This is a genomic window from Pseudomonas sp. 22515 (assembly GCF_052044625.1).
Taxonomy (GTDB): domain Bacteria; phylum Pseudomonadota; class Gammaproteobacteria; order Pseudomonadales; family Pseudomonadaceae; genus Aquipseudomonas; species Aquipseudomonas alloputida.
The window spans coordinates 127,935-150,984 of the sequence record NZ_JBQENN010000010.1; the positions used below are offsets into that span (position 1 = coordinate 127,935).

Sequence of the window (23,050 nt, forward strand, 5' to 3'; positions counted from 1 at the left end):
CCATGTCCGACGTCCCTGCCACCCTGCCTGACGGCACTCTGACCTTCCTCCCGGAGCGCCTCAATCGTGACCCGGCCGTTCTCCGTGGGCTCACCAACGACGAGATGTGGGTCGCCCTAGTTGTCGGTGCCGGGCTGGGTGCAATTCTCGGTGCACCGCTGGCGGTGGCCACCGCCTCCATCGCCACCCTCCCCACTTGCATGTTCATCTGCATGGCGCTGGTGTTGCTGGGCGGCGGCAAGTTGATGCGAAGGCTCAAACGCGCCCGCCCCGAAACCTGGCTATACCGACGCCTACAGTGGCACCTGGCAGTGCACTGGGGTGTCGGCACTCATCACTTGATCCTGCACTCGGGGCCTTGGACAGTGCGCCGCACGCGTCGACATGCGAGGTCGACGCCATGAGCCGCTTCCGCAACAAGGTGGATGCGCAGCAGGCGCATATCTTCAGCCTGCGTCTGGCCGTTTCGATCCTGGCACTGCTGTGCTGCGGGCTGTGGTACGGCTGGCAGTCCTCGCCCTCCGAGCTGACCATTCACGTGCCGCCCGACCTGCGCTCCGGCAGCACACGCAAATGGTGGGATGTACCCCCGGAAAACATCTATGCCTTCGCGCTGTACATCTTCGGCCAGCTCAACCGCTGGCCCACCGACGGCGAAGTCGACTATCACCGCGCCATCTTTGCCCTGCAACCCTACCTTACCCCGGCGTGCAAGACTTTCTTCGACGGTGACTTCGAGTACCGCAAGGCTGCAGGCGAACTGCGCGGTCGGGTGCGCGGCGTATACGAGGTGCTGGGCCGCGGCTACAGCGACGACCCCGACCTGCGAGTGAAGCAGTTGGATAAGCACAGCTGGCTGGTCAAGCTTGACCTCAATGCCGACGAGTACTACGCCGCCGAGCCGGTGAAGCGTGTGGTCGTGCGCTATCCCCTGCGTGTGGTGCGCTTCGACGTCGACCCCGAGCACAACAAGTGGGGCCTGGCCCTGGACTGCTACGAAGGCACACCGCAAAAGCTGACGCTACCTGGAGGTGCAGGATGATGCGTGTCTTGATCATGATGCTGGCGATAGCCGCAGGCTGGTGTTCTGCAGTCGGTGCGGTCGAGGTCAAATACTGGGATCGCCTGCCGCTGGCCGTTCCACTTACGGTGGGCCAGGAGCGCGTCCTGATGCTGGATGAGGATGTGCGCGTCGGCCTGCCCAATGCGATCGCCGGAAAGCTGCGTGTGCAGTCCGTCGGCGGTACGGTGTATCTGCGCGCCGCTGACACCCTTCCCCCTACCCGGTTGCAACTGCAGTCGGTGAAATCAGGCGACATCATCCTGATCGACATCGAGGCGCTCGAGGGCAGCGAGGCACTGGAACCGGTCAAGATCGTGGCCCAGGCTCAGGCACCGGACGTGGAAGCTGCGAAGGACACGTCACTTGCAGAGACCCCGGTACCGGTGGTGCTCACCCGCTATGCGGCGCAGAACCTTTATGCGCCCCTGCGTACCGTGGCACCGCTACCCGGTGTGCGGCGGGTGCCGCTGAGCGACTCCACCGCGTTCAGCACCTTGCTGCCCACCGAACGGGTTTCGATCAAGGCCCTCGCGGCCTGGCGGCTGGGCGACTACTGGGTGACCGCGGTGAAGATCGTGAATCGCGGTCCTGGCAAGGTGGCGCTGGACCCGCGACACCTGCAGGCCACGCTGTACGCCGCGACATTCCAGCACGCCGACCTCGGTCTCGCCGGGACGCCTGAAGACACTACCGTGGCGTATCTCGTCACCCGTGGCGGTGACTTGAAGCATGCGCTGCTGTTGCCTCCGCCAAAACCGGAGGCTGTAGATCATGAAAGCTAACGGCCTGCTGAAATGGTTGGTGCCCGTAGTCCTACTGGGCATCGTGCTGATCATCATCAAGTCCTGGATGGCCGTTCCAGATGGCCAGCCCACTCACGATCCGGAAAACGCCTCACTCAGCGCGGAACAGGCCAAAGCCTTGGGCATCGCCGGCGACACTCCGCGCGACACCGTGGCCACGTTGATCGGCCAGGTCAAGGCGATGCGCAGTGAGATGCAGACGCTGAAGAAAGGCAACGATGCCCTGCAAACCGAGAACAACCGGCTGCGTACCCGCGAAGGCAACATCGACACACGCATCCAGAGCACGCTGAGCAGCGTCACCCAACAAGTCACTGAGCAGCGCCAGCAGGCCAACGATGCTCGGCAGAGAGCTGAGCAGCAACACCGCGAGACCCAGGGGCTGCTCTCCAGGCTCAAGGATCAGCTCACGGGCAAGCCAGCCGCGAAGTCAGATGTTCCCGCAGGCTTCGGTCTTGAACCGGGCGACGAGCAGCAATTCGCAGGAGCTCAACCGCCGGCAGATGCGGTGCAGTGGATCGAACCGTCGAATGCACGCGCCGGGCAAGTGGATACCGGCAAAGCCGACGGACCGCTGTCGTCGTTGACCTCAAAGTTCAAGGATCTGCGGGGTCTGGACGACAATGCAATCGACCGTGGCCAGGACCGCTTGCGTGCCGTCGCCAAAGGCGAACGTGACCTGGAGAGCGCCCAGGACCGTACCGAAGGTGCCCGCCCCGTCTATACCATCCCCGAGAATTCGACGCTGATGGGCTCGATCGCGATGACCGCCCTGATTGGCCGGGTGCCGGTGGACGGCACGGTGAACGATCCCTATCCGTTCAAAGTGCTGGTGGGACCGGACAACCTCACCGCCAACGGCATTGACCTGCCGGACGTAGTCGGCGCGGTCATGAGCGGCACCGCCGCCGGTGACTGGACGTTGTCCTGCGTGCGCGGCCAGGTCGAGTCGATCACTTTCGTCTTCAGCGACGGTACTGTCCGCACGGTGCCGCAGCCGCAGAAGGTCGTCAGCCGTAATCGCAGCAGTACGCAGACCTCGGACACCGAGAAGATCCGCGGCGGCCTGGGCTACATCTCCGACCCTTACGGCATCCCCTGCATTTCCGGCGAACGCCGCTCCAACGCCCAGCAGTACCTGGGCAGCCAGAGCTTGATCACTGCGGCCGGCGCCGGCTTCGCCGCGGCCTTGGGCAGCGAGCATACCAACACCTCGTTCATCAATTCGGCCAGCGGCAGTCTGGGCCTGTCCCAGAACAGCGGTAACAGCGCGGTGAACTCGGTGATCAGCGGTGGCATTGGCGATATCCGTGAATGGGTCAACAAGCTCTACGGCGAAGCCTTCGCCGCGATCTACGTACCGCCTGGGGCCAAAGTGGCCCTGCACCTGGACCACGAAATCAGCATCGACTACGAACCCAAAGGCCGGAGAGTGAACCATGAAAGCCCATCCGTCTCGGTACTGGATCTGGATTAGCTTGCTGCTCGGCCTGCATCTGGCCGGCTGCTCCACCAGCAAGGAGGAAATGCTGCCCCACGGCGATCACACCATGTTGGACATTTGGAACGGCAGTGGCTCGGTGGGCAGCCAGCAACAGCTACAGGAGGCGCGTGGCGAACTGCGTCGCCCGGTGCTGGATCCCGAGCGCCTGATCAACGCCCAGAGCGCCTACACGCGCACCGCCGCCAACGAGATCCGTGCCCAGTTCCCACGCCTGCCCAATCCAGACCTGGTCATGTACGTTTACCCGCATCTGGCTGGTACCCAACAAACGCCGGTGCCTGGCTACTCGACCGTGTTCCCGTTGTACGAGAAGGTCCAGTACGCGCTGCCCGGCGAGCGCCTGGACGATCTGTGATGGCTGATGACGCCAGTCGCGATCCGTCCCGCTGGAAGCCCTGGCGCGCGGCACAGCGCCGGCGCGCCACCCTGGCCGACGAAGCCGCCCAGTACGCGCACAACCCCAGCTTCGCCGACTACCTGCCCTGGGTCGAATACCTCGAAGATGAGCAGTGCTTTATGCTCGATGACAACCGTTCCGTGGGTGCCGTATTCGAGCTGCAACCGATCGGCACGGAGGGTCGCGAGCCCGAATGGCTGATGGCCGCACGCGACGCCCTGGAAGATGCGCTGCAGGACAGCTTCGACGAGTTCGACCAGGCGCCCTGGGTGGTGCAGTTCTTCTGCCAGGACGACAGTGACTTCGCCCCGTACCTTGAACGCCTGAATCGCTATATCGCGCCGCGCGCGCGAGGTACGCCGTTCACGGAGGCCTTCCTCACGTCGATGCAACGCCACCTCGACGCCGTCGGCAAGCCGGGCGGGTTGTTCGACGACCATGTGGTGTCTCACCTGCCGTGGCGCGGCAGCAATCGGCGGATTCGCATGGTGGTCTACCGCTGGCTCGGCGACCAGGCCGACGAGGATGGGCAGAACCCAGTCCAGCTGTTGAGCCGGACCTGCGATCGCTTGGTGGCCTCATTGCAGGCCTGCGGGGTCAGCCCTCGGCGACTGGCCGGGCGCGACTTCTACGCCTGGTTGCTGCGTTGGTTCAACCCCGCTCCTGCCCTCACCGACGAATCCCCCGCCGCGTTCTATCGGCGTGTGCTTTATCCGGAAGGGGATGACGGCGAGGAGCTGCCGCTGCCGTTCGACCACGATTTCGCCGAGCGGCTGTTCTTCCAAGAGCCGCGCTCCGACAGCGAGCAGGGTCTGTGGTACTTCGATCAGCAGCCCCACGCCGTGATGGTGGTCGACAAGCTGCGCAGGCCACCGCATATCGGCCAGCTGACCGGCGAAACGCGAAAGGGCGAGGCCTTGAACGCCTTGTTCGATCAATTGCCCGAACAGGCGGTCATGAGCCTGACTTTGGTGATCACGCCCCAGGATGTGCTCGAGGAGCAGCTCAACCGCCTGGCGCGAAAAGCCATCGGCGAGAACCTCGCTTCGACCCAAACCCGTCAGGACGTGGAAGAAGCCCGCGCGCTGATTGGTCGTCAGCACAAGCTGTACCGCGGCACGTTGGCGCTGTACTTGCGCGGCGCCGATGAACAGCAGTTGCGCCAGCGCTCGGTCCAGGCTGCCAACGTCCTGCTCGGCGCCGGCCTGCAGCCGGTGCGCGAGGGCGATGAAGTGGCCGCGTGCAACAGCTATCTGCGCTGGTTGCCGATGGTCTACAACCCGGCGCGGGACACACGCAACTGGTACACCCGTCTGCTGTTTGCTCAGCACGTCGCCAACCTGCTGCCCCTCTGGGGACGTAGCATCGGCACCGGCAACCCGGGCATCACTTTTTTCAACCGTGGCGGTGCGCCGCTGTCATTCGACCCGCTATCACGCTTCGATCGCTCAATGAATGGTCACCTGCTGCTGTTTGGCCCGACCGGTGCCGGCAAGTCGGCCACTCTGGTTTCAATCCTGATGCAAGTCATGGCCGTTTACCGGCCGCGGCTGTTCATCGTCGAAGCCGGAAACTCCTTTGGCCTGCAGGGCGACTATTTCGCCACCCTCGGGTTAACCGTCAACAAGGTTCAGCTCAAACCAGGCAGTGATGTGAGCCTGGCGCCGTTCGCACATGCCCGGCGCCTGATCGAACATCCGGACCAAGTCGCCAGCTTGTCGACCGAAGACCTGGATGAGGCCGCGCCGGACAGTGACGAGCAGCGCGATGTGCTGGGCGAGCTGGAGATCACCGCGCGGCTGATGATCACCGGCGGCGAAGCCAAGGAAGAAGCGCGCCTGACCCGAGCAGACCGCAGTCTGGTCCGCGAATGCATCCTCGATGCCGCCCGACACTGCGCGGCGACTGAGCAACAGGTGCTGACCCGGCATGTCCGCGATGCCCTGCGTAAGGTCGCCAGCGACACCCATCTGCCCGACAAACGCCGCGAGCGCGCGCAGGAGATGGCCGAGTCCATCGACCTGTTCTGCCAAGGTTTCGAAGGTGCCTTGTTCGACCGGCCCGGCACACCCTGGCCGGAGAGCGACGTGACGATCGTCGACCTCGCCACGTACGCCCGTGAGGGTTACGAGGCGCAGATGTCGATCAGCTACATCAGCCTGATGAACACGGTGAACAACATCGCCGAGCGCGATCAGTACCTGGGGCGACCGATCATCATGGTTACCGACGAAGGCCACATCATCACCAAGAATCCGCTGCTGGCCCCCTTTGTGGTCAAGGGCACGAAGATGTGGCGCAAGCTCGGCGCCTGGTTCTGGCTGGCAACGCAGAACATGGCCGACTTGCCCGACGCGGCGCAGACCATGCTCAACATGATTGAGTGGTGGATCTGCTTGAACATGCCGCCAGCGGAAATCGAGGAAATTGCTCGCTTCAAGAAGCTCACGCCGGCACAGAAAGCCTTGCTGCTCTCCGCGAGTAAGGCCTCGGGCAAATACACCGAGGGCGTGGTCCTGTCGAAGAACCTGGAAACGCTGTTCCGCGCAGTGCCGCCGAGCCTCTACCTCGCCCTGGCCATGACCGAGCCCGAGGAAAAAGCTCAGCGCTGGCGATTGATGGAAGAGCACCAGCAGTCCGAGCTGGAAGCCGCCCTGCAGGTCGCGGCGGAGATTGATCGCCTGCGCGGCATCTCGTGAACGACACCGTCAGGGCTATCCGAGCCCTTCTGCTTAGTAAAAATCGGAAAGAGCACATTTGTACCCCCCCTGGCAGTTTCCTCATCTCGCGCCGCTAAATCGAGCGCCCGACGAAACCGATCACCCCGGACTCGGTTTGTCCGCCCTCCTCCAGCACCGGATCCGGGATGCTGAAACTTGGCGCACGGATGCACACCGCTGCCACCTGCCGAGCGTTGCCCATGAACCTCACCGCCTTCACCCGAAGCAAAGCGCCGAAACCCAGAAAGGCTCGCCGTGGCAGTGCCTTCACCGCGGCTGCTCTGCTGGTGGCCGCCGAGCAGTGTCTGGCATTGACTACGCCAACCCTCATAGCCTCCGTCACTTCGCTGCAGTGTCTGGAGTATCGGGTCGTAGGAATCTGCTACTGGCTGCTGTGCACACCGTTCGGCTGCACGGTGCGGACCTCACCGAAGATCCGTCACTTCATTCCCGAGCTGGTGGTATCGAGCTATGCCGACACCGGCGCCAATCCCTGGAGCGAGATGTCGGCGCTGTCGACGCCGACGCTGGCGTCACAAGGGGGTGGCAACCTGATTACGCCCTCGCCGCAGCGCGACAACCTGCCCCGCTTCAAAAATGTCGACGGCATTGGCCATCCCGGCGGGGCAGCCCTCACAGCTCTCGCGCATGCATTCGGTTATGCGTGCCCAAGCGGAGCCGTGCCGTTTGCGCCCTACTACCTCAGCACGCTCGACCCGCTGGCGTGGCGCCAGGCGATCCCCGAGTCCGCCTACCCACAGGCAATGGTCCCGGGGATGCGCGAGATCGGCAACCAGGCTCTCGGGGACATGTGGGGCAGCGTGTATCCGCGCCACGGTTTTCTGGTGCAGCCAGATGACTTCAAGGCGGCTGCCGTGATGGCCCAGCGCGCCAGCGACTTCATCACCCGCGTCGGCCAGCCGCATGTCTATCTACCGCTGCAGCCGATGCCGGCTCCTGGCTATTGGCCGCCGCGGCCGGTGTTGGAGAACAACGTCAACAATCACCGCTGGCAGTTGCTGGTCCCGGTCATCCAGAACACCTGCGCCATCTTCCCCACCCCAACGATCCAGAGCTCCGACGGTGCCTATGCCTGGTCGCTGTGGCGGCCCTACCGCTGCTGCCAGCGTATGGGCCAGACGTTTCTGTTCAGCATCGACTTTGATGGAGGCCAATGATGAAAAACCTCGCGCTCGGGTTGGTGTGCTTCCTCGTGTGCGCCGCGAGCTTAGCCGCAGAGAACGGCTACCACCTCGGTGACCAGGCCCCGGTCCTGGACGACCGCGTGATGTACACCATAGGCGGTGGTTCGGCGGCGGGAGCGCCCTCCTCGCTTTACCGTCCCAATGGCCTTGGCGTCGGTATGTCATGGCGCGCCAACATGATGTGCGGAAACATGAACCTCTCGAACACCCTGCAGAACCAGCTCAACGGCGCCACCCAGGGCTTTCAGCAGATCATGGGCAACGTCATCCAGAGCGCCACGCAGGCAGTAATGTCGTTGCCGGCGATGATCATCCAGCGCGCCAATCCCGGGCTGTATGAGCTGCTGAGCAATGGCGTGCTGCAGGGGCGCATCGACTTTGATCGTTCCAAGCTCACCTGCCAGGCGATGGCGGCGAAAATGGCCGACAAAGTCGATCAAGCTGGCTGGGGCGCGCTGGCTCAGAATCAGGAAATGCAGCACAACCTCGAGCAGTCCGGCGGCGATGCCGTCATGGCGGTGAAGGATACCGAGTCGAACAACGGCAACAACGGCGTCAGTTGGGTCGGTGGGCAGAAAGCCGGTGGTAACGGACAGCAACCCATCCGGGTGACTTCGGATGTGGTCAAGGCCGGCTACAACCTGCTGCACAACCGGGCCGTCGAGGACACCTCGGCCGTCGGGTCGGCTTGCCAGAATGGCGCTATCTGTCAAGCCTGGTCGAGCCCCGAAGAGGCCTCGGAATGGGCGACACGAGTGCTCGGTGAAACCGAGGTGGAAACCTGCGATGACTGCGAGACGCTGCGTGTAACCGCAGGTACAGGCCTGTCGCCGCTGATCCAAGAAACCTACACGGAACACCTGGAAGGCCTGCAGCGCATGGTCTCGGACGCCGACCAGCCTACCCCAGAGAACCTCAGCAAGGTCTCCAGCCCCTTGCTGCAGGTCTCGCGCGGCGTCATTGAGGGGCTGCGCGATGACCCTGATCAGAACCTGCTGTCCCGGCGTCTGGCCAGTGAGACCGCACTGTCCAGCGTGATCTACAAGGCGATGCTGCTGCAACGCACGCTGTTCGCCGGCAGCCATGAGCCGAACGTGGCATCGGCGCAGCCCGCCACCACAGCCCTCAACAGCAACGTCGAAACCCTGGAACGGGAGATCCGCCTGCTGCAAACCGAGCTACAGGTACGCCAGTCGCTGGCCACCAATACCGCCAGCCTGGTTCTTGATCGCCACGCCGGCGGTGCCGACGCCTCGCGCAGCATCGATCAGCGCGACCCGGTGCCGGACCGAGTGCGCCGGGCTGAACAGGAAAGGAGTACGCCATGATCACGTTGTCTATGAGATCCCTGATCGTCCACGTGCTGCTGATTCTCGGCTTCATGCTGGTCATGTTGCTGATTGCCTGGATGGCGCTGCAACTGCCCGCCACCCAACTGGATTGGCTCAATCCGGCGGGGACGGCTGCCACCTACTTCGTATGGTGGCGCGCCCTGCTGTACACACTGATCATCGCCGGGTGGACCGCAGCGTTGCGCATACGGTCAGCGCCTGTGGACCAGAAAAGACTAAAGCGCCTGGGATTGATCGGCTTCAGCTCGATCATCCTGGTCGAACTATCTCGCGTGTGAGGTGCGGCCATGAACATGAGCACCAACAGCTACCTTGAGTACTACCTGTCGCTGCTGGCCTGGATCATCAACAACGGCATCTGGAATACGCTGGTGGACACCGGGCTGTTCGCCGCCCCATTCGGTGCGGTCATCCTGCAGGAATGGCTATCGGCCCGCCAACAGGGTGCTGACGAAGGCAACAAGGGTCTGCTGTCGATCCCTCGCGTCGAGAACCGGCTGTGGATGAGCTACGTGGTCATTCTGTTTGGCTGCATGCCGTTCTTTCCGCTCAACCTATCCTCCGTCACTTTCGACGATGCGGCGAGCCAGCGCTGTGGGGTGTCCATGGCCAAGCCTGCCGACACGGCCTGGGGCGCAACCTTTAATACCATCGGCGAGAAGTCAGCAAACGTGCCGGTGTGGTGGTTTCTCGTGCATGCCATGAGCAAAGGCATCACCGCGGCAGCGACTGCGGCGATTCCCTGCGCGCCCGACATCCGGGCAATGCGCATGGAGATCGACAGCTCGAGGATCAACGACCAGGTGCTGCTACAGGAGGTCGCCGACTTTACTCGAGACTGCTACGGCTTTTCGCGCTCGCGACTATTTACCAATCGTCCCGAGCTGGATGAATCGCAGAGCTACGACGCGTCCTGGATTGGCTCGACCTACCTGCTCAACACACCGGGTTACTACGATACCGATCGCTCGCGAGTACCCAGGGTCGATTGGCCGTACGACGAGACCCGGGACACCTCCCTTCCTCAGCTCGACAACGGCGCTGGCTACCCTACCTGCAAGCAATGGTGGAGCGACGGCGCGATCGGACTGCGCGATCGCTTGGTAGCCGAGGTCAATCCTTCACTGCTGTCGCAACTCAGGGGCTGGCTGACCGGGCGCACCGCTACGGAGGTCGAAGACGCCACCCTGCGCGAACTGGTGAGCCCACGGCAGCAGTCATTGAGCATGGCGCCTGGGCAGGTGTTCCAGGACTATGGCAGCAGTGCCCGGGGCGGCTCGTTGACGCAAGGGCTGAACAACCTGGCCACCAACACCGGCCTTGCGCTGGGCTCGTTCAGCAACTTCCCGGCAATGAATGCGCTACGCGCGGCCTTGCCGATGGTCCAGGCCTTTCTGATCATGGGCACCATCATTAGCCTACCGCTGGTGCTGCTGATTAGCACGTACCAGCTCAAGGCGCTCATGACGATCACATTCGCGCTGTTCACCCTGCACATGCTGACGTTCTGGTGGGAGCTCGCGCGCTGGATCGACTCGAGCATGCTGGAAACGCTGTACAACCAGGTGTCGGCCACAGACCAGGCACTGTTGTCGTTACCGACAGCAGGATTCATGGATGGGACAGTCACCGCTCAGGTGATCGAGTACGTCATGGGCGCAATGTTTGTTTTGCTACCGATGATCTTTATCGGCGCAATGAGTTGGGCGGGGTATAACGTGGGAAGTGCTATCCAGACTCTTCTTACTCGAGGAACGGAGGCCGCTCAGACACAAGCAGGAAGAGGCTCCACACAGCTAATGGCAGGTGTCCAGAAACTCAAATAAGACTCTACTTGAGCGACCCGTACTCGTCATACAGCTCTGGATACTTGTGTTGATGTTGAGGGTGACTGACCTGATGCACACCAGGTTCCTCATCACCGGATGCCGTAATGGGCAGTGCCGCCATGGCCCAGAGAGCCAACAAGCCGATCGCCAGGAACAGTGCAACTGACGCAACCGCAAGGACGAGGAGCAATTTGACAATCTGCAAGCCAAATCGCCGATACTTGCAAGGTACTGAAGCCAATATGCTGGAGTGCAGCACTTTCGTTTCGAGCCGCTGCATCATTCGACCAGCACCAGCCGCAGTGCGAATGAGAAACCTGCCGAGACCGGTCCGGCGGGACCTGGCAGAAGCTGGAGTCGACATTTGGTTGCCTCCTATACCCGTCACTGCGATCGCGGCCAAGCCGCTACCGCCAATTTGGATCCAAGCTCTAGCTTACTCCTCCGTCGCTAAATTCCATGACCGTTGATCACTTGGAATACGCGGGTTATCGCCGGTGGCGCTCATTGGATAGGGGACATTGCATCCACCGAAAAGCGCCATTGACGCTACATCGGTCGCTTGGTAAACCAATTATGCAATCGCTGGTTTTCCAGCACCCCAGGTAGCCATAACCTTTGAGGCTACGTCACGATGTGATGGTTACCCCAAAATGCGATTCGCGTTCGGCAGCTCGCATGGTCACCGCTCCCCGGTGATGAACGCTTTCTAATCCCCTGGGTTCGCTGAACCAGCGTCTTCGTTGCACCCTACTCACATCCATTCCAGTGCTGGGAACTCTCCCACACAGGGTGGCGTTCCTCCGCACTCTTTGGAGGATCTCATCATGCTGCGTTTCACAGGCACTGAACTTCACGCCGTGTTGGCCGAGGCCGGTATCAATGGTTGCAGATTGATACTGGTCAAGGACCACGGTGTTTACCTCATGTCCGAGATTGGCGAAAGCAAACCGGACGGTGGCGGCCGCAAACGCGTGGCCTATGCCACTGGCTGCAACCCCTACGTCGACGACTTCGATACCTGGTGGAATCGCGCCCGCGAAGAATTCGGCGGCGATGATTTTGCCGAGTACTTCGACATCGATGATCCTGTCCTCGCCAGCCTTCGCGGCACTGCAGGATCGTTGGTGGTAGAGGCCACCTCCACCCACCTGTACCTGGCCGCCGAGGTTGATCCGGCAGGCAAATCTTAAACGCCGAATCGATCTCCACGCGTACCCAGAGCGGCACCTTAACCGGGCCTCTCTGGGCGCCTCTCGCATCCATCTTCAGTCGCTTGAAGATCGCCGTTTGTCAGGTGTCCAAGGACGGAAGTCTTCGCTGGAACTCCCTGGATAGAGCCATCCATGTGAGGTGTAGATCGGAGATTGACCTCACGTCCAAGCGCGGTTTAATAGATGGACGCACCCTGCTCAGTGCCTTGTTCAGATTGAGCAGGTCCACGCACGAACCTCACATGAGGTGTCGCGGGATCAGCTACGCGGAGGTCCCAATGTCCAGGATGAAGCGCTTTTCCGATGCGGTGGTGCTGAGCCCAGGCGTTTGGCAGCAGTTCATTGAACCTGCCACAGGCGAGGAACCGATTGGACAGTCAGGCCTGCGCTTGGCGGACCTGCTCAACAGCGTGCTGACTTCGGCACCGCGTCCTTCACACTGCCCCATCGAGCTGCAACTCGACCGCTTGCGGCACAACGGCACTTCAGTATCTGCTCACCTGCCGCAGCTTCAGCTGGCTCGCATCACGCCACACAGGGGCCCGGCTTTTCTGCTCATCCGGCTACCCGGCGAGATCGTAGTAGATATCGCCGCCCTCTAACCATGCATCACCGCTACTGCCTGACTACCCCACCGGGAACCCTTCCCGGCCGGGCAGCGTTCCCCTTCTTTGACTGGAGAACGTCATGTCCGATATCTACCTGGACGTCACCAACAAGATTGTCAGTGCCCTGAGCCAAGGGGTCATCCCCTGGATCAAACCCTGGACCACTTCGGGCTCAAGTGCTGACGCACCTTTCCCCATTAACGCGATCACCCGGCGACCCTACGCCGGCATCAACATTCCACTGCTGTGGGCCGAAGCGCGTCTGCGCGGGTACCGCCAGGATCGCTGGCTCACCTACAACCAGGCGCGGAAAGCCGGTGGGCATGTGCGCAAGGGTGAACAATCGACCCTCGCGGTGCTGTACAAACCTATGAGCAAGGAAGCACACGACGAAGACGGTCAGGTCGTCCGTGATGAGCAAGGTAACGTCAAGATGGTGCAGTTCGCACTGCTACGGACGCATTGCCTGTTCAACATTGAGCAGACCGAGGGACTACCCAACGAAGAGCAGCCACGGAATCAGAGCATGGATTCGACAGCGTTCATCGATCATGCCCCTGCCGAGCAACTGCTGATCGCCAGCGGCGCAAGCATCGAACACCGCTATGGGGATGACGCGCTTTATCTACCAATACGGGATCTCATCCAACTACCTACCAAAGCCCAATTCGTGGACGTCGGCAGCTACTACGCGACCGCCCTACACGAGCTGACGCACTGGTCGGGTCACCACGCCCGCCTCAACCGGGAAGGCATCACTGGCGGGCATGGATTCGGCTCTGCGGCGTACGCCTTCGAGGAGTTAGTCGCGGAGATGGGCGCAGCGTTTCTCTGCGCCCTCACCGGCACCCAGGGCGAGTTGCGCCATGAGGAATACTTGGCATACTGGTTGAAAATTCTCAAGGAAGACAAGCGGGCCATCTTCCGCGCCAGCGGTCAGGCGCGAGAGGCGTCCGAGTACCTGTTGGCGCTGCTGCCAGATCAGGCTACCGAGGCAGCGGAACGGCTCACGGCGTGACTTTTCACCTTCAACAGAAAGGCCCCAACCGGGGCCTTTGTTTTACCTGCAACGCGAGCATCGGCCGCTGCAATTGAGCAAGCGATTACTGCAGCCAACTCTCGACGACATCCGAGCCGTGCTCCTGCTTCCACTGCTTGAGGATTTTGTGGTTGCCGCCCTTGGTTTCGACGATCTCGCCGCTGTGCGGGTGCTTGTAGCGTTTAACTTCACGCGGCTTGCGCTGAGCGCCAGTGGAGGCGCTGGAAGTAGTCACGCTCACGCCTTTGGACGGGTCAAGAATGGTGATGACCTGGCGCAGGTTCATGCCGTACTCATCCAGCAAGGCCTTGAGCTTTTGTTCGAACTCGATTTCCTGCTTCAGGCCGGAATCGTTTTTCATCGCGTCCAGTTGTTGAAGTTGAGCGGCCAGTTGAGCTTCCAGCGCTTTGAATTCGGCAAGTTTGGACATGTGAAATCTTTCCTAGGATTGGGGCATGTGCAGCGATATTACCTGAAGCAAAAGTACTAGCCGAGCGTTAATTCGCTATTCAGCTAACTTTTCATGTCTCAAGATGTGCACATATCTACGTGACTAATCAGTCCGGCAAGAACTGGCAAAGATGGCCTACTAGTTCACGAGGTGCAGCACTGTTGCCGATCTTGAACAACATATCGCGCTGACTGCGTGGCAGCTGTTTCGCACATCGCTTGGCTGCTGATCGAATGGCAGCATCGGTATCATGAATCCGGTCGGCCAACAGCACGATCAAAATGGCATCGCTCAACGTCATCAGGCTACCTTCCCCCAAATAATGCCGGACATTCTACCTCCCGAGAAAAGGACAGGCCATTCCGGTCCCACAGGTAACCCGATGCACCAGTCTTCGAATTTCCGCATTCGCGAAAAGGACCAAGGCGTTAAAGGGTAACGGCGGCAACGGTAAGGGGGCACAAGGGTAAGAGGCCTATCCGAAAAGGAAAAGGACCTTCTTAATGCAGAGCAGGTAACGCGATGAAGCGCTGGTGGTTCAAACATCAAAAAGGCAATGCCGCAGAGCCCACACCCGCCCTAGCGCCCGAGGGTTTTTTGCTCCCGCTCCCCGCTGAATCCCTGCTGTGTGCCGACCACCGGAAAAAGCTGCTGGAGCGCATCTGGCAATACACGGCGCTTTCGGAACCTCAGTTCAATCAGCTCTACCTTGATCCGATCCGCCGCTACGCCGTCTATGTACAGCAACTCCCCGCCAGCGAAAGCCACCACCATGCTTATCCGGGCGGCATGCTGGACCATGGACTGGAACTGGTGGCCTGCAGCTTGAAGTTACGCCAGTCGTACCTGCTACCCAGCGGCGCCGCACCGGAAGATCAGGCCGCGCAGGCGGACGCCTGGAGCGCGGCGATTGCCTACGGCGCCCTGCTCCATGACATTGGCAAAATTGCCGTTGACGTGCAGGTGGAGTATCAGAATGGTGAGGTGTGGCGCCCTTGGCACGGGCCACTGAACCAACCCTACCGTTTCCGCTACCACCCCGACCGGAATTACAAGCTACACGGCGCCGCCGCCGGGCTGCTTTATACACAGATTTTGACGTCCCGTCAGCTCGACTGGCTCAGCCACTACCCGGTCTTGTGGGGCCACCTGCTCTTCCTGCTCGCCAACCATTACGAGCACGCCGGCACCCTCGGCGAACTGGTGCTGCAAGCGGACCGGGTCTCCACCGCGCAGAACATCGGCGCCAATCCCACCAAGGCCCTGCAGGCACCCAAACACTCGCTGCAGCATCACCTGCTCACGGGCTTGCGACACCTGGTCAAGAACGAGTTCAAGCTCAATCAGCCCGGCGCCGCCGGTTGGCTCACAGAGGACGAACTGTGGCTGGTAAGCAAGACGGCCACCGACAAACTGCGCGCCTACCTGCTCGCTCAGGGCGTGGATGGCATCCCCTCCTCCAATATCGCCTTGTTCGATGAGCTGCAATCACATGGATTGGTGGACGGTACACCAGAAGGGAAAGCGGTATGGAGCGCGACCATTACAGACGATGACTGGCAACATCGCTTTACCTTTCTTCGTCTGCAGCCAAGCCTTATCTGGGCCGATGAACCTCGGCCACGGTGCTTTCGTGGCACGGTTGAACCGATGATGGACCATCCCCTACCAAACAGTGAACCCAGCGAATCGAGCACTGATGCGCCGCAGACTTCTGCGGATGAAGAGCGGCCGACCGCAGCGCACTTTGGTGAGGATTTCCCCTACCTCGACGATTTGGTGGATATGTTGGAAGATCCGGGCCAGCTTGAGGCTGAATCAAGCACTGGAAACTTGCAGTCCGCAACTGCCCCTTCCCAGGATGCCATCGGGCTGGCATTTCTAGGGTGGCTGCGCGACGGTGTCCGCAGTCATCGATTGGTTATTAACGACAGCAAAGCAAAGGTCCACACCGTGGAAGGTGCTTTTTTCGTGGTCACGCCGGGCATTTTCCAACGCTATGTCTCTGAGCAACCAGCGTCGGCCGAAGCGGATCCTCAAAACCAAGGATGGCAACGCGTCCAACGTGAATTTGAGAAACTGGGTGTTCATGTGAAAAAGCCCAACGGCCGGAACATTTGGATCTGCAAGGTAAGAGGACCACGAAAAGCAGGAACTCTTAATGGATACTTGCTTCGTGAGAGCTGTTACATTTCTGATCAGATGCCAGAGGACAACAAATTCCTTAAAATCTGGCCATAAACAGAAAATAATCATGAAGATAGCGTGCCGCTTGTTTCTGAACGTAGCTCACGTGAAAAGACGCAGCCGAATGCTTGATGTTCTCGTTAGCATGAGGCAATCTGCCACAACGGACTGAAGAAAAATTTGCACGCAGGGAGAATAGCATCTTGTCTAGGGCACTGGAAAAAATAATCTACAAAGATCTGGATGGCGCTGCTAAGAAAGATTATTCGACGTTCATTCAGATCGCTTCAAATTATCATGAGAGACTAAAGCCCGACCAGTACCCAGCATTCCTAGCTGTATACTTTGAAGTAGGGAAACGCTTCAAAAAACACGCATGGAGTGGAAAGAGAGAACTGAAGGATGTTGGATATTACGCACATTTTTCAGGCAAGAATTATTGCGACGACTTTTTCTTCGCAACAATTTGGCTAATAAAACACACTCAAGCGCTTAATCTCTTTATCGAAGTTTCAGAAACCATTCAAGAACTGATAATTTCAGAAAATTACGCTACCGCGCTTGCGGTGGCTCATGACTTCCAGAAGGCTCACGGATGGAGTTTCTGGGTGCTAGAGGCGGTAATATATCTAACAAACAAGGTACATGGTTCTGAAGAAACTATAAAACTAGCCAGGCAGATAAGAGAAAGCACAGACGGTAGAATAATTGGACTTGCCGCCAGCATATTCGCTGAGCGCGTGGACGACCGGTACTCCGTCGACAACTTTGTATCGAAATGGCATGAAATAATACCTAAATATATTGAAAAGCCAGAAATACGAAACCACTACTTATTCCATGTATTAGGCATTTCCGACTTAAAAGACTCGCTTGGAGACGTATTACTTCAAGATTTTTCGATATCAATATTTGACTGCTACAACTCATGTGTAGAATCAGTACACTCACTAATAGCCTCCAACCCAGGAATGCTGAAAGAAAGTGTAGCAAAATGTATTGAGGTATTGATATCTGGCGGAATCAAAGACCCTCGATTAAAAAAGCTTTCCCTCTTGCTTACCGGTGAGCCGACGACTATAAGTCAAAGCACACGACCTAATGCAAAGCTTGCATATCAGGCACTGATTAACCACTCCGCAAACAAATCCGATGTGCCATCAGCACTTGAGTTCATTTACGAACTCAATGAAAATGGCGCAATGGCATTTGAAGCGCTGGGAAAGTTAGAAAAAGAGAGTTTGGGGCTAAGATTTATCCCCCTAGGCGTATGTCTTTCTGGGTTCAGCGTAAACCTATTCAGTAAAGATCCTGAAAAATCAGTCTCTCAGCCATGGATTACGCTATTAAATTCCTCTATAGCGATTGAAGACTTTTTTGTTTTGCCATGCAACCACGCATGGGAACTTATTGAGAAAATCTCGAACTCACACACCAACGAGCAAGTGGTTAGGCAGGCAAAACTACTCTTAAATGCCCGCAACAACTCAGTCGACAAGGATTCATTCCAGTCAATCTCATGTAATTCGGCTTTATGGCTCGGTTATTATTTCATTGAAGAAGGGCGCCACACCGAAGTCGAAATCATTATCAAGCATTTATCCAGCAGACAACCCTTCTGGAAAAGGCAAGCAATCAAGTTAAAGCTCAATCTCCTAAGCCGAAACCATAACACCGAAGACGCATTAACTCTTGCCTATCAGTCAATTGAAAACAATCACGTACAAAGCTTCGAATACCCATTCGCAATTATATTCGAAGACAACACCTGGGGCGACTTCAAACATTTCAACCCGACAGAGACAGCGATTGTCGCCCATTTTACGAACGCCACACTCGAATCAAAAGACGAAGATATACTCTACATATGTAAAATGGCCTGTAAACGCATCCACCAGGAACTAGGCGGCAAAGAAATTCTTAAAGCAGTACTTTCAGAACAAGAAAAAAAGGCAGCAATTACACTTTTCTCCAAAGTTTGGACCGAGGAAAACCTCACATTCTTGAACTTCAAGACCAGTCGCGAGGCTATGAATGAGCGCCTTGATGTACTTCGCCTGCTAGTACAAACGCACCCAGAAGGTGAGCAAGAGTATGCAGCTGAAATCATGGATATTACTCTTCGGGAATCTCAGTGGGAGGGGTTAAGCCATGTAGACGAGACACGAATATTCGTCAATGAAGCCGGAATATCAAGATGGGCAGACAAAGAACTTCGCCCAGATTTCGAAACATGGAAAAAAGCACATGCAATAACGTTCACCGAGGATCTTGCAGAAGAAATTTTCCAGTTTGCAAACTCGCCTACAAAAGAACGACTAGATGAAATAGCGGGCAGCAGCATGTCGGACGAGCACAAAATATTGCTTACCATCATAGCTCGCCTGGAAAACAAATTCCTTAACGACCCTTTAGACGGCCTTCACTGCTATCTGAGCGCTAGAATTAGGCATGGGACTATTAAAAACACGGTACTCGGCCCGCTAGATGAAGCAGGCTTTCTAGCTGTTGGAGAGCGGTTAGACGACAGCATTGATAGATTGATGCATGAATTTTCTCACTACCATAAAGTAGAAATAGTTACTCCTGCACTATTGGAGCTATCAGCTGGACTAGTTAACCTGATTAATGACGCTCTCGCGAACAAGATCCGTATAAAAAGCGAAAAGCATCCGCATGGATTTATCTCAATAGGTAATAGTCAAGCCGGCTTCAGCAGAACGGCTCCGTTAATCGGCACGATGCTGGACTTCAACACATTTGTATCAGTGGTATTCACAACATTTTGGAAGCTCCTAGAACCTTCATTGCAGAGCCTTCACGATTACTTCAACGGAGACTTCCAGCAGCAAATTTATAATATGTTCGACCAAGCCATACACAAAATACAAGTCATTGGTGATGGTTCTAGAACCTTGGTTGCGGGTCTGACAAGAATAAAGAATTTGACATGCCAAAAATGTGTTGTTGCTGCGGGCTGGTTTCAACCTCATAGCAATCTGACCGATCGCGTTTTTTCATTCGATGAAGCGATTAGCATTGCAACCAAGGTGTCAAAAAATATCTACCCGCGTTTTAATGCAATAGTTGAAGTTGAGAAAAATGACTCGCTTGATTTAAAGCTTACAGCCATTGGGATGACCGCCATAGTTGAAGCGCTTACCACACTACTTGAAAATTGCTGGAAATACTCAGGATTGTATGACAAGGAATACACCATAGATATAATGTCCAGCATCAATAGCGCAAATGACATTCTCTCTGTAGCGATCTCAAACCCTCTATCTTCAAACCGATTGAATCAGTTGACACCAGAGTTCTTAGAGAGTATTCGCGCGCGATTTCAAAAAGAACTTGTCATTGAGAACATAGCTACAGAGGGAGGCACCGGACTGCCGAAGATCGCCAGACTGTCACACAAGATTGATCGAGGCATTTGCCCGCTCCCATTAGATATCAAAATTGAAGGCAGCAATTTTGTGGTAATGGCCTTTATCCCACTTCACAAGCGTGCCGAGGCTTACGATGTCTACAATTACTGACCTCAGGATCTTGATAGTAGAGGATGACAACCCAAAACTTAGCGCAATTAATCAATGCCTCAGCGAAGAGCTAATGATCAAAAGCATCATAAGCGCCAAGTCGCTAACTAGTGCCATGCAGTTATTGGAGTCAGAAAATTTTGATCTCTGCATAGTAGATATGTCAATCCCCACCTACGATTTTGATGCAGATACAACCGGGGGCGAACCTCAATCAAAAGGAGGCATCGATATACTTCGCTTCCTACAGAGTGAAAGAGAAAAAACCAAGGCAATAATTATCACACAATACAGTGAGTTCCCTGACGGTAACGGCGCTGCTTCCACCCTCGAGTGTTTAACCGACCAGCTTCTAAAAAAATTCAGAACAACATTAATAGCAGTTCTATTTTATGCCAGCCAGAAAAGCGACTGGCGCAACAAACTAAAACTGTCCATCTACGGTGAGTTCAATGGCTGTTAAAGTACTTATTTCTGAAGACACTCCCTACAAAGCACAGCTTCTTTCCGACGCTCTTTCAACCTTTGATATCTCCGGACTAGAACTCATCTTTGCAAAAAACGGATATGAAACTAGGTGCGCCCTGCGCGAGCACGCCGGAACAATAGACCTACTTCTGCTCGACCTTGTACTTCCAAATCGCGAGGGAGACACTCCAAGCGCATCGGTGGGAATTGAACTTTTACGCCAAATCTTAGATGACGAAGAGTACTTACCTCCTACAAGTATAGTTGGAACCACAGCAGACAACGAGGCCATGGGTAAATATGAGGAGTCTTTCAAGAACCTCACCACACAAATTTTATTAGTTACTCCAGAGCTAACAGCATGGCGATTCTCGCTTGAAAAATTAATCAGCCATATAGTCCGATCTCAACAACACCCTAAAGAAAGATTGGTGGATGTATGCTTCATAACTGCTCTTCGTTACCCTGAGCTAACCGCAGTACTGGGCTTACCTATAAGCTGGACACCGGAGCAGAGTCTTGGCAACGGTGTACTGATACAAGAGGGAACGGCAGAAATTGATGGAAAGTTGAGGAAGTTTGTCTGTGCGCACTCAAGTCAAATGGGCATGATTGCTGCATCCTTTATGACAAGAGTTCTTTGGGAAAAATATTACCCCAAATTGATCGTAATGACAGGCATATGCGGCGGAGTTAGAAATGTAAACCTTGGCGATGTTATTGTAGCAGATAGAAGTTGGGACTGGCAAAGTGGGAAATGGTTACATTCAGGTGAGTTTGACTCTGCGCCGGATCACAAAGAGGCCTCACCGGATATCGTGGCATTGGCCAGAGGAACAGAAGATATATCTTTGCAGTTCTGGAAAAGCCAAGATCAGCGCCCAGGAACTCAACCAAAGGTACACGTAGGACCGATGCTTTCTGGAAGTGCGGTAGTCGAAGACCCTAGCAAGCATGCCATATTTGTTAAGCAGCATCGCAAAGCTATTGCAGTGGATATGGAATGTTATGGAGTATATTTTGCTGCAGACATGTCGGTGGATCCTCAATCTAAATTTATCTGCATAAAATGCGTATCGGATTTAGCCGACCGAAACAAAACTGACAACTATCAGAATTATTGCGCGGAGCTAAGTGCTACTATTGGATTCGAAGTTGCGCTGAAGTTCCTACGTTCGGCTCAAAGATAAAGACTTTTACTTTGCTCGTGTTTGACCCGTTTGACAGGAAAGCTCCGAACCTAGTGGCTTCTCCATGAGAAGCCACCACCTACCACAAGGCGTATACAAGTTAGTTTCTCCCTCATCCAACACATCGACATGGGACGGTAGTTTTCCGATAGAGGTCAACGGGTATCATGCGTCGATGGGCCGCGAAGAAGCCCTGGTATACAATGTCTGCGCTGGGTCGCTGCGACCATCTCAGAGGATGTTTCAGGTACAACTGACGATCAGTGAGCGGTTCAACCCCCGCGGGCAAAAACTCGCATTTGATAGTCAGTGACTGACTGGAACAGAGACTCAGCTATCAGGCGTAATCTTCCCACCTCTATTGCAGGCGCGCCAGCATCCTGAGCTTCATGGTACCGGCGCATTGTCTCAATTGCCTGGGTGTAGGCTTGGTGGTCGGGCGGCAAATCTTGGCCTATCTGGGCATCAGTGCCTCGATGTCAGTGAATCGATTCAGACGGAATGCCGGCCTCCAGCAACTGGAAATTCACTACCCCGTGGTAGACGGAGTCGGCCAAGCTCTAAGCCGCTCGACCATATTCGGAGATGCTCCACTATCTTGGGTGTCCTGATGCGCCCTTATCGCATCAAGGGCTTCGCGTAGTAGCTGCTAGCCGGTTTTGGCCGCGCCTTCCACGCTTCGCTTCATGCCCTGCCGCTTTTGCTCTGTTAAGCCATTATAGGGCGATAGCGACGGTGTGATGATGGCATCATTCCAAGGCTTTGTGTTCCCCCAGTTCGGGCCTAATCGCTGCAAACCGGGCCCCACGAAAATATCAACAGCTTCCAGACCTGCGCCACACCGGTAGCAGCCACGCTTGTCGTCGATGGGTCGCGAAGCGGCCCCAATATCCAAGCGCCGGGTCGATAGATGCCGGGAAGAGCCAAGCGTATCTCCCACCTACGCTGCTTTCGAAAAATCGCTCCTCCTAACGTGAGTCATTAGGTCCCATGAAAACAGCATGCCCATCACAATCCGCTGTAAACCAGCAAAAGCCAAACTAATAATGGGGGACCAGGTGGGGGACCAAAAACACCTAGGCACAAAAAAGCCCCGAAAAATCAGGGCTTTGATGAAAAATAGTGGCGGAAGCGTAGACATTCGAACTCGAAAATCGCTTAGCGATACCTCCCCTGGCCCCACACCAACTAGACGGCATCGCTACGACGCTCCCTCGGAATACCGCAGAGACAGAGACTAAGGCGAAACGCATGCGTTGGTACCCAACGGGAGCGAATCGGGCTTCGATTCTCCGACCCGACAATTAACTCTAGATTCTCACGGGTTTGCGGCCAAGGCACGTGGTTAGCGATAGCACCACGGTAGGCCCAACAAAAAAACGCCAGAGACATCAAAAATCTTCGGTGGGGCAAAAAGTGGGGCAAAAATGCCCATCGCCGAAAAACGTACAGGCACAAAAAAATCCAGTCACCGCTAA

At 56.7% G+C, this 23,050-nt stretch carries 21 protein-coding genes; 17 read left to right on the plus strand and 4 right to left on the minus strand.

The window, feature by feature from the left end:
- Positions 1-2 precede the first annotated feature (2 nt).
- The 6 genes from ACTJJN_RS11835 to ACTJJN_RS11860 are packed head-to-tail and all read left to right on the plus strand — an operon-like array spanning position 3 to position 6,466.
- Complete coding sequence (locus tag ACTJJN_RS11835; protein WP_102689201.1) at positions 3-404, plus strand: TIGR03750 family conjugal transfer protein; 402 nt, start codon at positions 3-5, stop codon at positions 402-404.
- Positions 401-1,042 carry a PFL_4703 family integrating conjugative element protein gene (locus tag ACTJJN_RS11840; protein WP_064492718.1) on the plus strand — a complete coding sequence of 214 codons (642 nt, stop codon included), beginning with the start codon at positions 401-403 and terminating at the stop codon, positions 1,040-1,042. The genes ACTJJN_RS11835 and ACTJJN_RS11840 overlap by 4 nt, the downstream gene beginning before the upstream one ends.
- Positions 1,039-1,845 carry a TIGR03749 family integrating conjugative element protein gene (locus tag ACTJJN_RS11845; RefSeq protein WP_207268628.1) on the plus strand — a complete coding sequence of 269 codons (807 nt, stop codon included), beginning with the start codon at positions 1,039-1,041 and terminating at the stop codon, positions 1,843-1,845. Before ACTJJN_RS11840 ends, ACTJJN_RS11845 begins: the two co-directional genes overlap by 4 nt.
- Positions 1,835-3,343 carry a TIGR03752 family integrating conjugative element protein gene (locus ACTJJN_RS11850; protein ID WP_102689994.1) on the plus strand — a complete coding sequence of 503 codons (1,509 nt, stop codon included), beginning with the start codon at positions 1,835-1,837 and terminating at the stop codon, positions 3,341-3,343. The genes ACTJJN_RS11845 and ACTJJN_RS11850 overlap by 11 nt, the downstream gene beginning before the upstream one ends.
- A complete protein-coding gene (locus tag ACTJJN_RS11855; protein ID WP_102689995.1) occupies positions 3,306-3,725 on the plus strand; it encodes a TIGR03751 family conjugal transfer lipoprotein in 420 nt (139 codons plus the stop codon). The genes ACTJJN_RS11850 and ACTJJN_RS11855 overlap by 38 nt, the downstream gene beginning before the upstream one ends.
- Positions 3,725-6,466 carry a conjugative transfer ATPase gene (locus tag ACTJJN_RS11860; protein ID WP_102689996.1) on the plus strand — a complete coding sequence of 914 codons (2,742 nt, stop codon included), beginning with the start codon at positions 3,725-3,727 and terminating at the stop codon, positions 6,464-6,466. Before ACTJJN_RS11855 ends, ACTJJN_RS11860 begins: the two co-directional genes overlap by 1 nt.
- Before the next feature lie 94 nt (positions 6,467-6,560).
- Here ACTJJN_RS11860 and ACTJJN_RS11865 read toward each other — a convergent pair whose 3' ends face one another.
- A complete protein-coding gene (locus tag ACTJJN_RS11865) occupies positions 6,561-6,689 on the minus strand; it encodes a hypothetical protein (RefSeq protein ID WP_256127447.1) in 129 nt (42 codons plus the stop codon).
- Between ACTJJN_RS11865 and ACTJJN_RS11870 the strand changes: the two genes are divergently transcribed.
- From ACTJJN_RS11870 to ACTJJN_RS11885, 4 genes are read left to right on the plus strand one after another with little or no spacing between them, the layout of a single operon-like run.
- Positions 6,688-7,665 carry a TIGR03756 family integrating conjugative element protein gene (locus ACTJJN_RS11870; protein ID WP_102689997.1) on the plus strand — a complete coding sequence of 326 codons (978 nt, stop codon included), beginning with the start codon at positions 6,688-6,690 and terminating at the stop codon, positions 7,663-7,665. The two genes, ACTJJN_RS11865 and ACTJJN_RS11870, sit on opposite strands and share 2 nt — an antisense overlap.
- On the plus strand, positions 7,665-9,020 hold the full coding sequence (locus ACTJJN_RS11875) for an integrating conjugative element protein (RefSeq protein ID WP_102689998.1): 1,356 nt from the start codon (positions 7,665-7,667) through the stop codon (positions 9,018-9,020). The genes ACTJJN_RS11870 and ACTJJN_RS11875 overlap by 1 nt, the downstream gene beginning before the upstream one ends.
- Positions 9,017-9,322, plus strand: a complete 306-nt coding sequence (locus ACTJJN_RS11880) for a hypothetical protein (RefSeq protein WP_102689999.1) — start codon at positions 9,017-9,019, stop codon at positions 9,320-9,322. Before ACTJJN_RS11875 ends, ACTJJN_RS11880 begins: the two co-directional genes overlap by 4 nt.
- Positions 9,323-9,331: 9 nt before the next feature.
- On the plus strand, positions 9,332-10,870 hold the full coding sequence (locus ACTJJN_RS11885) for a conjugal transfer protein TraG N-terminal domain-containing protein (RefSeq protein WP_102690000.1): 1,539 nt from the start codon (positions 9,332-9,334) through the stop codon (positions 10,868-10,870).
- A 4-nt stretch (positions 10,871-10,874) separates the two neighbouring features.
- Here ACTJJN_RS11885 and ACTJJN_RS11890 read toward each other — a convergent pair whose 3' ends face one another.
- Complete coding sequence (locus tag ACTJJN_RS11890) at positions 10,875-11,156, minus strand: hypothetical protein (protein WP_256596974.1); 282 nt, start codon at positions 11,154-11,156, stop codon at positions 10,875-10,877.
- 544 nt (positions 11,157-11,700) lie between these two features.
- On the opposite strand from ACTJJN_RS11890, the gene ACTJJN_RS11895 reads away from it, so the two are divergent.
- The 3 genes from ACTJJN_RS11895 (at position 11,701) to ACTJJN_RS11905 (ending at position 13,713) form a co-directional block, all read left to right on the plus strand.
- Positions 11,701-12,066, plus strand: coding sequence for a DUF3085 domain-containing protein (locus tag ACTJJN_RS11895; protein WP_102690002.1), 366 nt, complete (start codon positions 11,701-11,703; stop codon positions 12,064-12,066).
- Positions 12,067-12,374: 308 nt separating this feature from the next.
- A complete protein-coding gene (locus ACTJJN_RS11900) occupies positions 12,375-12,689 on the plus strand; it encodes a hypothetical protein (protein ID WP_102690011.1) in 315 nt (104 codons plus the stop codon).
- Between the two features lie 85 nt (positions 12,690-12,774).
- Positions 12,775-13,713 (plus strand): ArdC family protein, encoded by a 939-nt coding sequence (locus tag ACTJJN_RS11905; RefSeq protein WP_102690003.1) that lies wholly within the window; start codon positions 12,775-12,777, stop codon positions 13,711-13,713.
- Between the two features lie 85 nt (positions 13,714-13,798).
- Here ACTJJN_RS11905 and ACTJJN_RS11910 read toward each other — a convergent pair whose 3' ends face one another.
- The gene (locus ACTJJN_RS11910) at positions 13,799-14,164 is read right to left on the minus strand and encodes a histone-like nucleoid-structuring protein, MvaT/MvaU family (protein ID WP_102690004.1); all 366 of its coding nucleotides are present in this window, start codon (positions 14,162-14,164) and stop codon (positions 13,799-13,801) included.
- 127 nt (positions 14,165-14,291) lie between these two features.
- A complete protein-coding gene (locus ACTJJN_RS11915) occupies positions 14,292-14,486 on the minus strand; it encodes a DUF7740 domain-containing protein (protein ID WP_102690005.1) in 195 nt (64 codons plus the stop codon).
- Between the two features lie 221 nt (positions 14,487-14,707).
- Between ACTJJN_RS11915 and mobH the strand changes: the two genes are divergently transcribed.
- From mobH to ACTJJN_RS11935, 4 genes are all read left to right on the plus strand, one after another.
- Positions 14,708-16,426: a MobH family relaxase gene (gene mobH, locus ACTJJN_RS11920; protein WP_102690006.1), complete on the plus strand. Its 1,719-nt coding sequence runs from the start codon at positions 14,708-14,710 to the stop codon at positions 16,424-16,426.
- Positions 16,427-16,575: 149 nt separating this feature from the next.
- On the plus strand, positions 16,576-19,914 hold the full coding sequence (locus ACTJJN_RS11925) for a hypothetical protein (RefSeq protein WP_146024555.1): 3,339 nt from the start codon (positions 16,576-16,578) through the stop codon (positions 19,912-19,914).
- Positions 19,898-20,377, plus strand: a complete 480-nt coding sequence (locus ACTJJN_RS11930; RefSeq protein ID WP_102690008.1) for a response regulator — start codon at positions 19,898-19,900, stop codon at positions 20,375-20,377. The genes ACTJJN_RS11925 and ACTJJN_RS11930 overlap by 17 nt, the downstream gene beginning before the upstream one ends.
- Complete coding sequence (locus ACTJJN_RS11935) at positions 20,367-21,572, plus strand: 5'-methylthioadenosine/S-adenosylhomocysteine nucleosidase family protein (protein WP_102690009.1); 1,206 nt, start codon at positions 20,367-20,369, stop codon at positions 21,570-21,572. The genes ACTJJN_RS11930 and ACTJJN_RS11935 overlap by 11 nt, the downstream gene beginning before the upstream one ends.
- Positions 21,573-23,050 lie beyond the last annotated feature (1,478 nt).

Excerpts from the sequence above, each read along its gene's own strand:
- ACTJJN_RS11935 (WP_102690009.1), top strand. The coding sequence starts at position 20,367 with ATGGCTGTTAAAGTACTTATTTCTGAAGACACTCCCTACAAAGCACAG.
- ACTJJN_RS11835 (WP_102689201.1), top strand. The coding sequence starts at position 3 with ATGTCCGACGTCCCTGCCACCCTGCCTGACGGCACTCTGACCTTCCTC.
- ACTJJN_RS11840 (WP_064492718.1), top strand. The coding sequence starts at position 401 with ATGAGCCGCTTCCGCAACAAGGTGGATGCGCAGCAGGCGCATATCTTC.
- ACTJJN_RS11900 (WP_102690011.1), top strand. The coding sequence starts at position 12,375 with ATGAAGCGCTTTTCCGATGCGGTGGTGCTGAGCCCAGGCGTTTGGCAG.
- ACTJJN_RS11860 (WP_102689996.1), top strand. The coding sequence starts at position 3,725 with ATGGCTGATGACGCCAGTCGCGATCCGTCCCGCTGGAAGCCCTGGCGC.
- ACTJJN_RS11910 (WP_102690004.1), bottom strand. The coding sequence starts at position 14,164 with ATGTCCAAACTTGCCGAATTCAAAGCGCTGGAAGCTCAACTGGCCGCT.
- ACTJJN_RS11915 (WP_102690005.1), bottom strand. The coding sequence starts at position 14,486 with ATGACGTTGAGCGATGCCATTTTGATCGTGCTGTTGGCCGACCGGATT.
- ACTJJN_RS11885 (WP_102690000.1), top strand. The coding sequence starts at position 9,332 with ATGAACATGAGCACCAACAGCTACCTTGAGTACTACCTGTCGCTGCTG.
- ACTJJN_RS11895 (WP_102690002.1), top strand. The coding sequence starts at position 11,701 with ATGCTGCGTTTCACAGGCACTGAACTTCACGCCGTGTTGGCCGAGGCC.
- ACTJJN_RS11870 (WP_102689997.1), top strand. The coding sequence starts at position 6,688 with ATGAACCTCACCGCCTTCACCCGAAGCAAAGCGCCGAAACCCAGAAAG.
- ACTJJN_RS11865 (WP_256127447.1), bottom strand. The coding sequence starts at position 6,689 with ATGGGCAACGCTCGGCAGGTGGCAGCGGTGTGCATCCGTGCGCCAAGT.
- ACTJJN_RS11850 (WP_102689994.1), top strand. The coding sequence starts at position 1,835 with ATGAAAGCTAACGGCCTGCTGAAATGGTTGGTGCCCGTAGTCCTACTG.
- mobH (WP_102690006.1), top strand. The coding sequence starts at position 14,708 with ATGAAGCGCTGGTGGTTCAAACATCAAAAAGGCAATGCCGCAGAGCCC.
- ACTJJN_RS11880 (WP_102689999.1), top strand. The coding sequence starts at position 9,017 with ATGATCACGTTGTCTATGAGATCCCTGATCGTCCACGTGCTGCTGATT.
- ACTJJN_RS11845 (WP_207268628.1), top strand. The coding sequence starts at position 1,039 with ATGATGCGTGTCTTGATCATGATGCTGGCGATAGCCGCAGGCTGGTGT.
- ACTJJN_RS11905 (WP_102690003.1), top strand. The coding sequence starts at position 12,775 with ATGTCCGATATCTACCTGGACGTCACCAACAAGATTGTCAGTGCCCTG.
- ACTJJN_RS11875 (WP_102689998.1), top strand. The coding sequence starts at position 7,665 with ATGAAAAACCTCGCGCTCGGGTTGGTGTGCTTCCTCGTGTGCGCCGCG.
- ACTJJN_RS11890 (WP_256596974.1), bottom strand. The coding sequence starts at position 11,156 with ATGATGCAGCGGCTCGAAACGAAAGTGCTGCACTCCAGCATATTGGCT.
- ACTJJN_RS11855 (WP_102689995.1), top strand. The coding sequence starts at position 3,306 with ATGAAAGCCCATCCGTCTCGGTACTGGATCTGGATTAGCTTGCTGCTC.
- ACTJJN_RS11930 (WP_102690008.1), top strand. The coding sequence starts at position 19,898 with ATGTCTACAATTACTGACCTCAGGATCTTGATAGTAGAGGATGACAAC.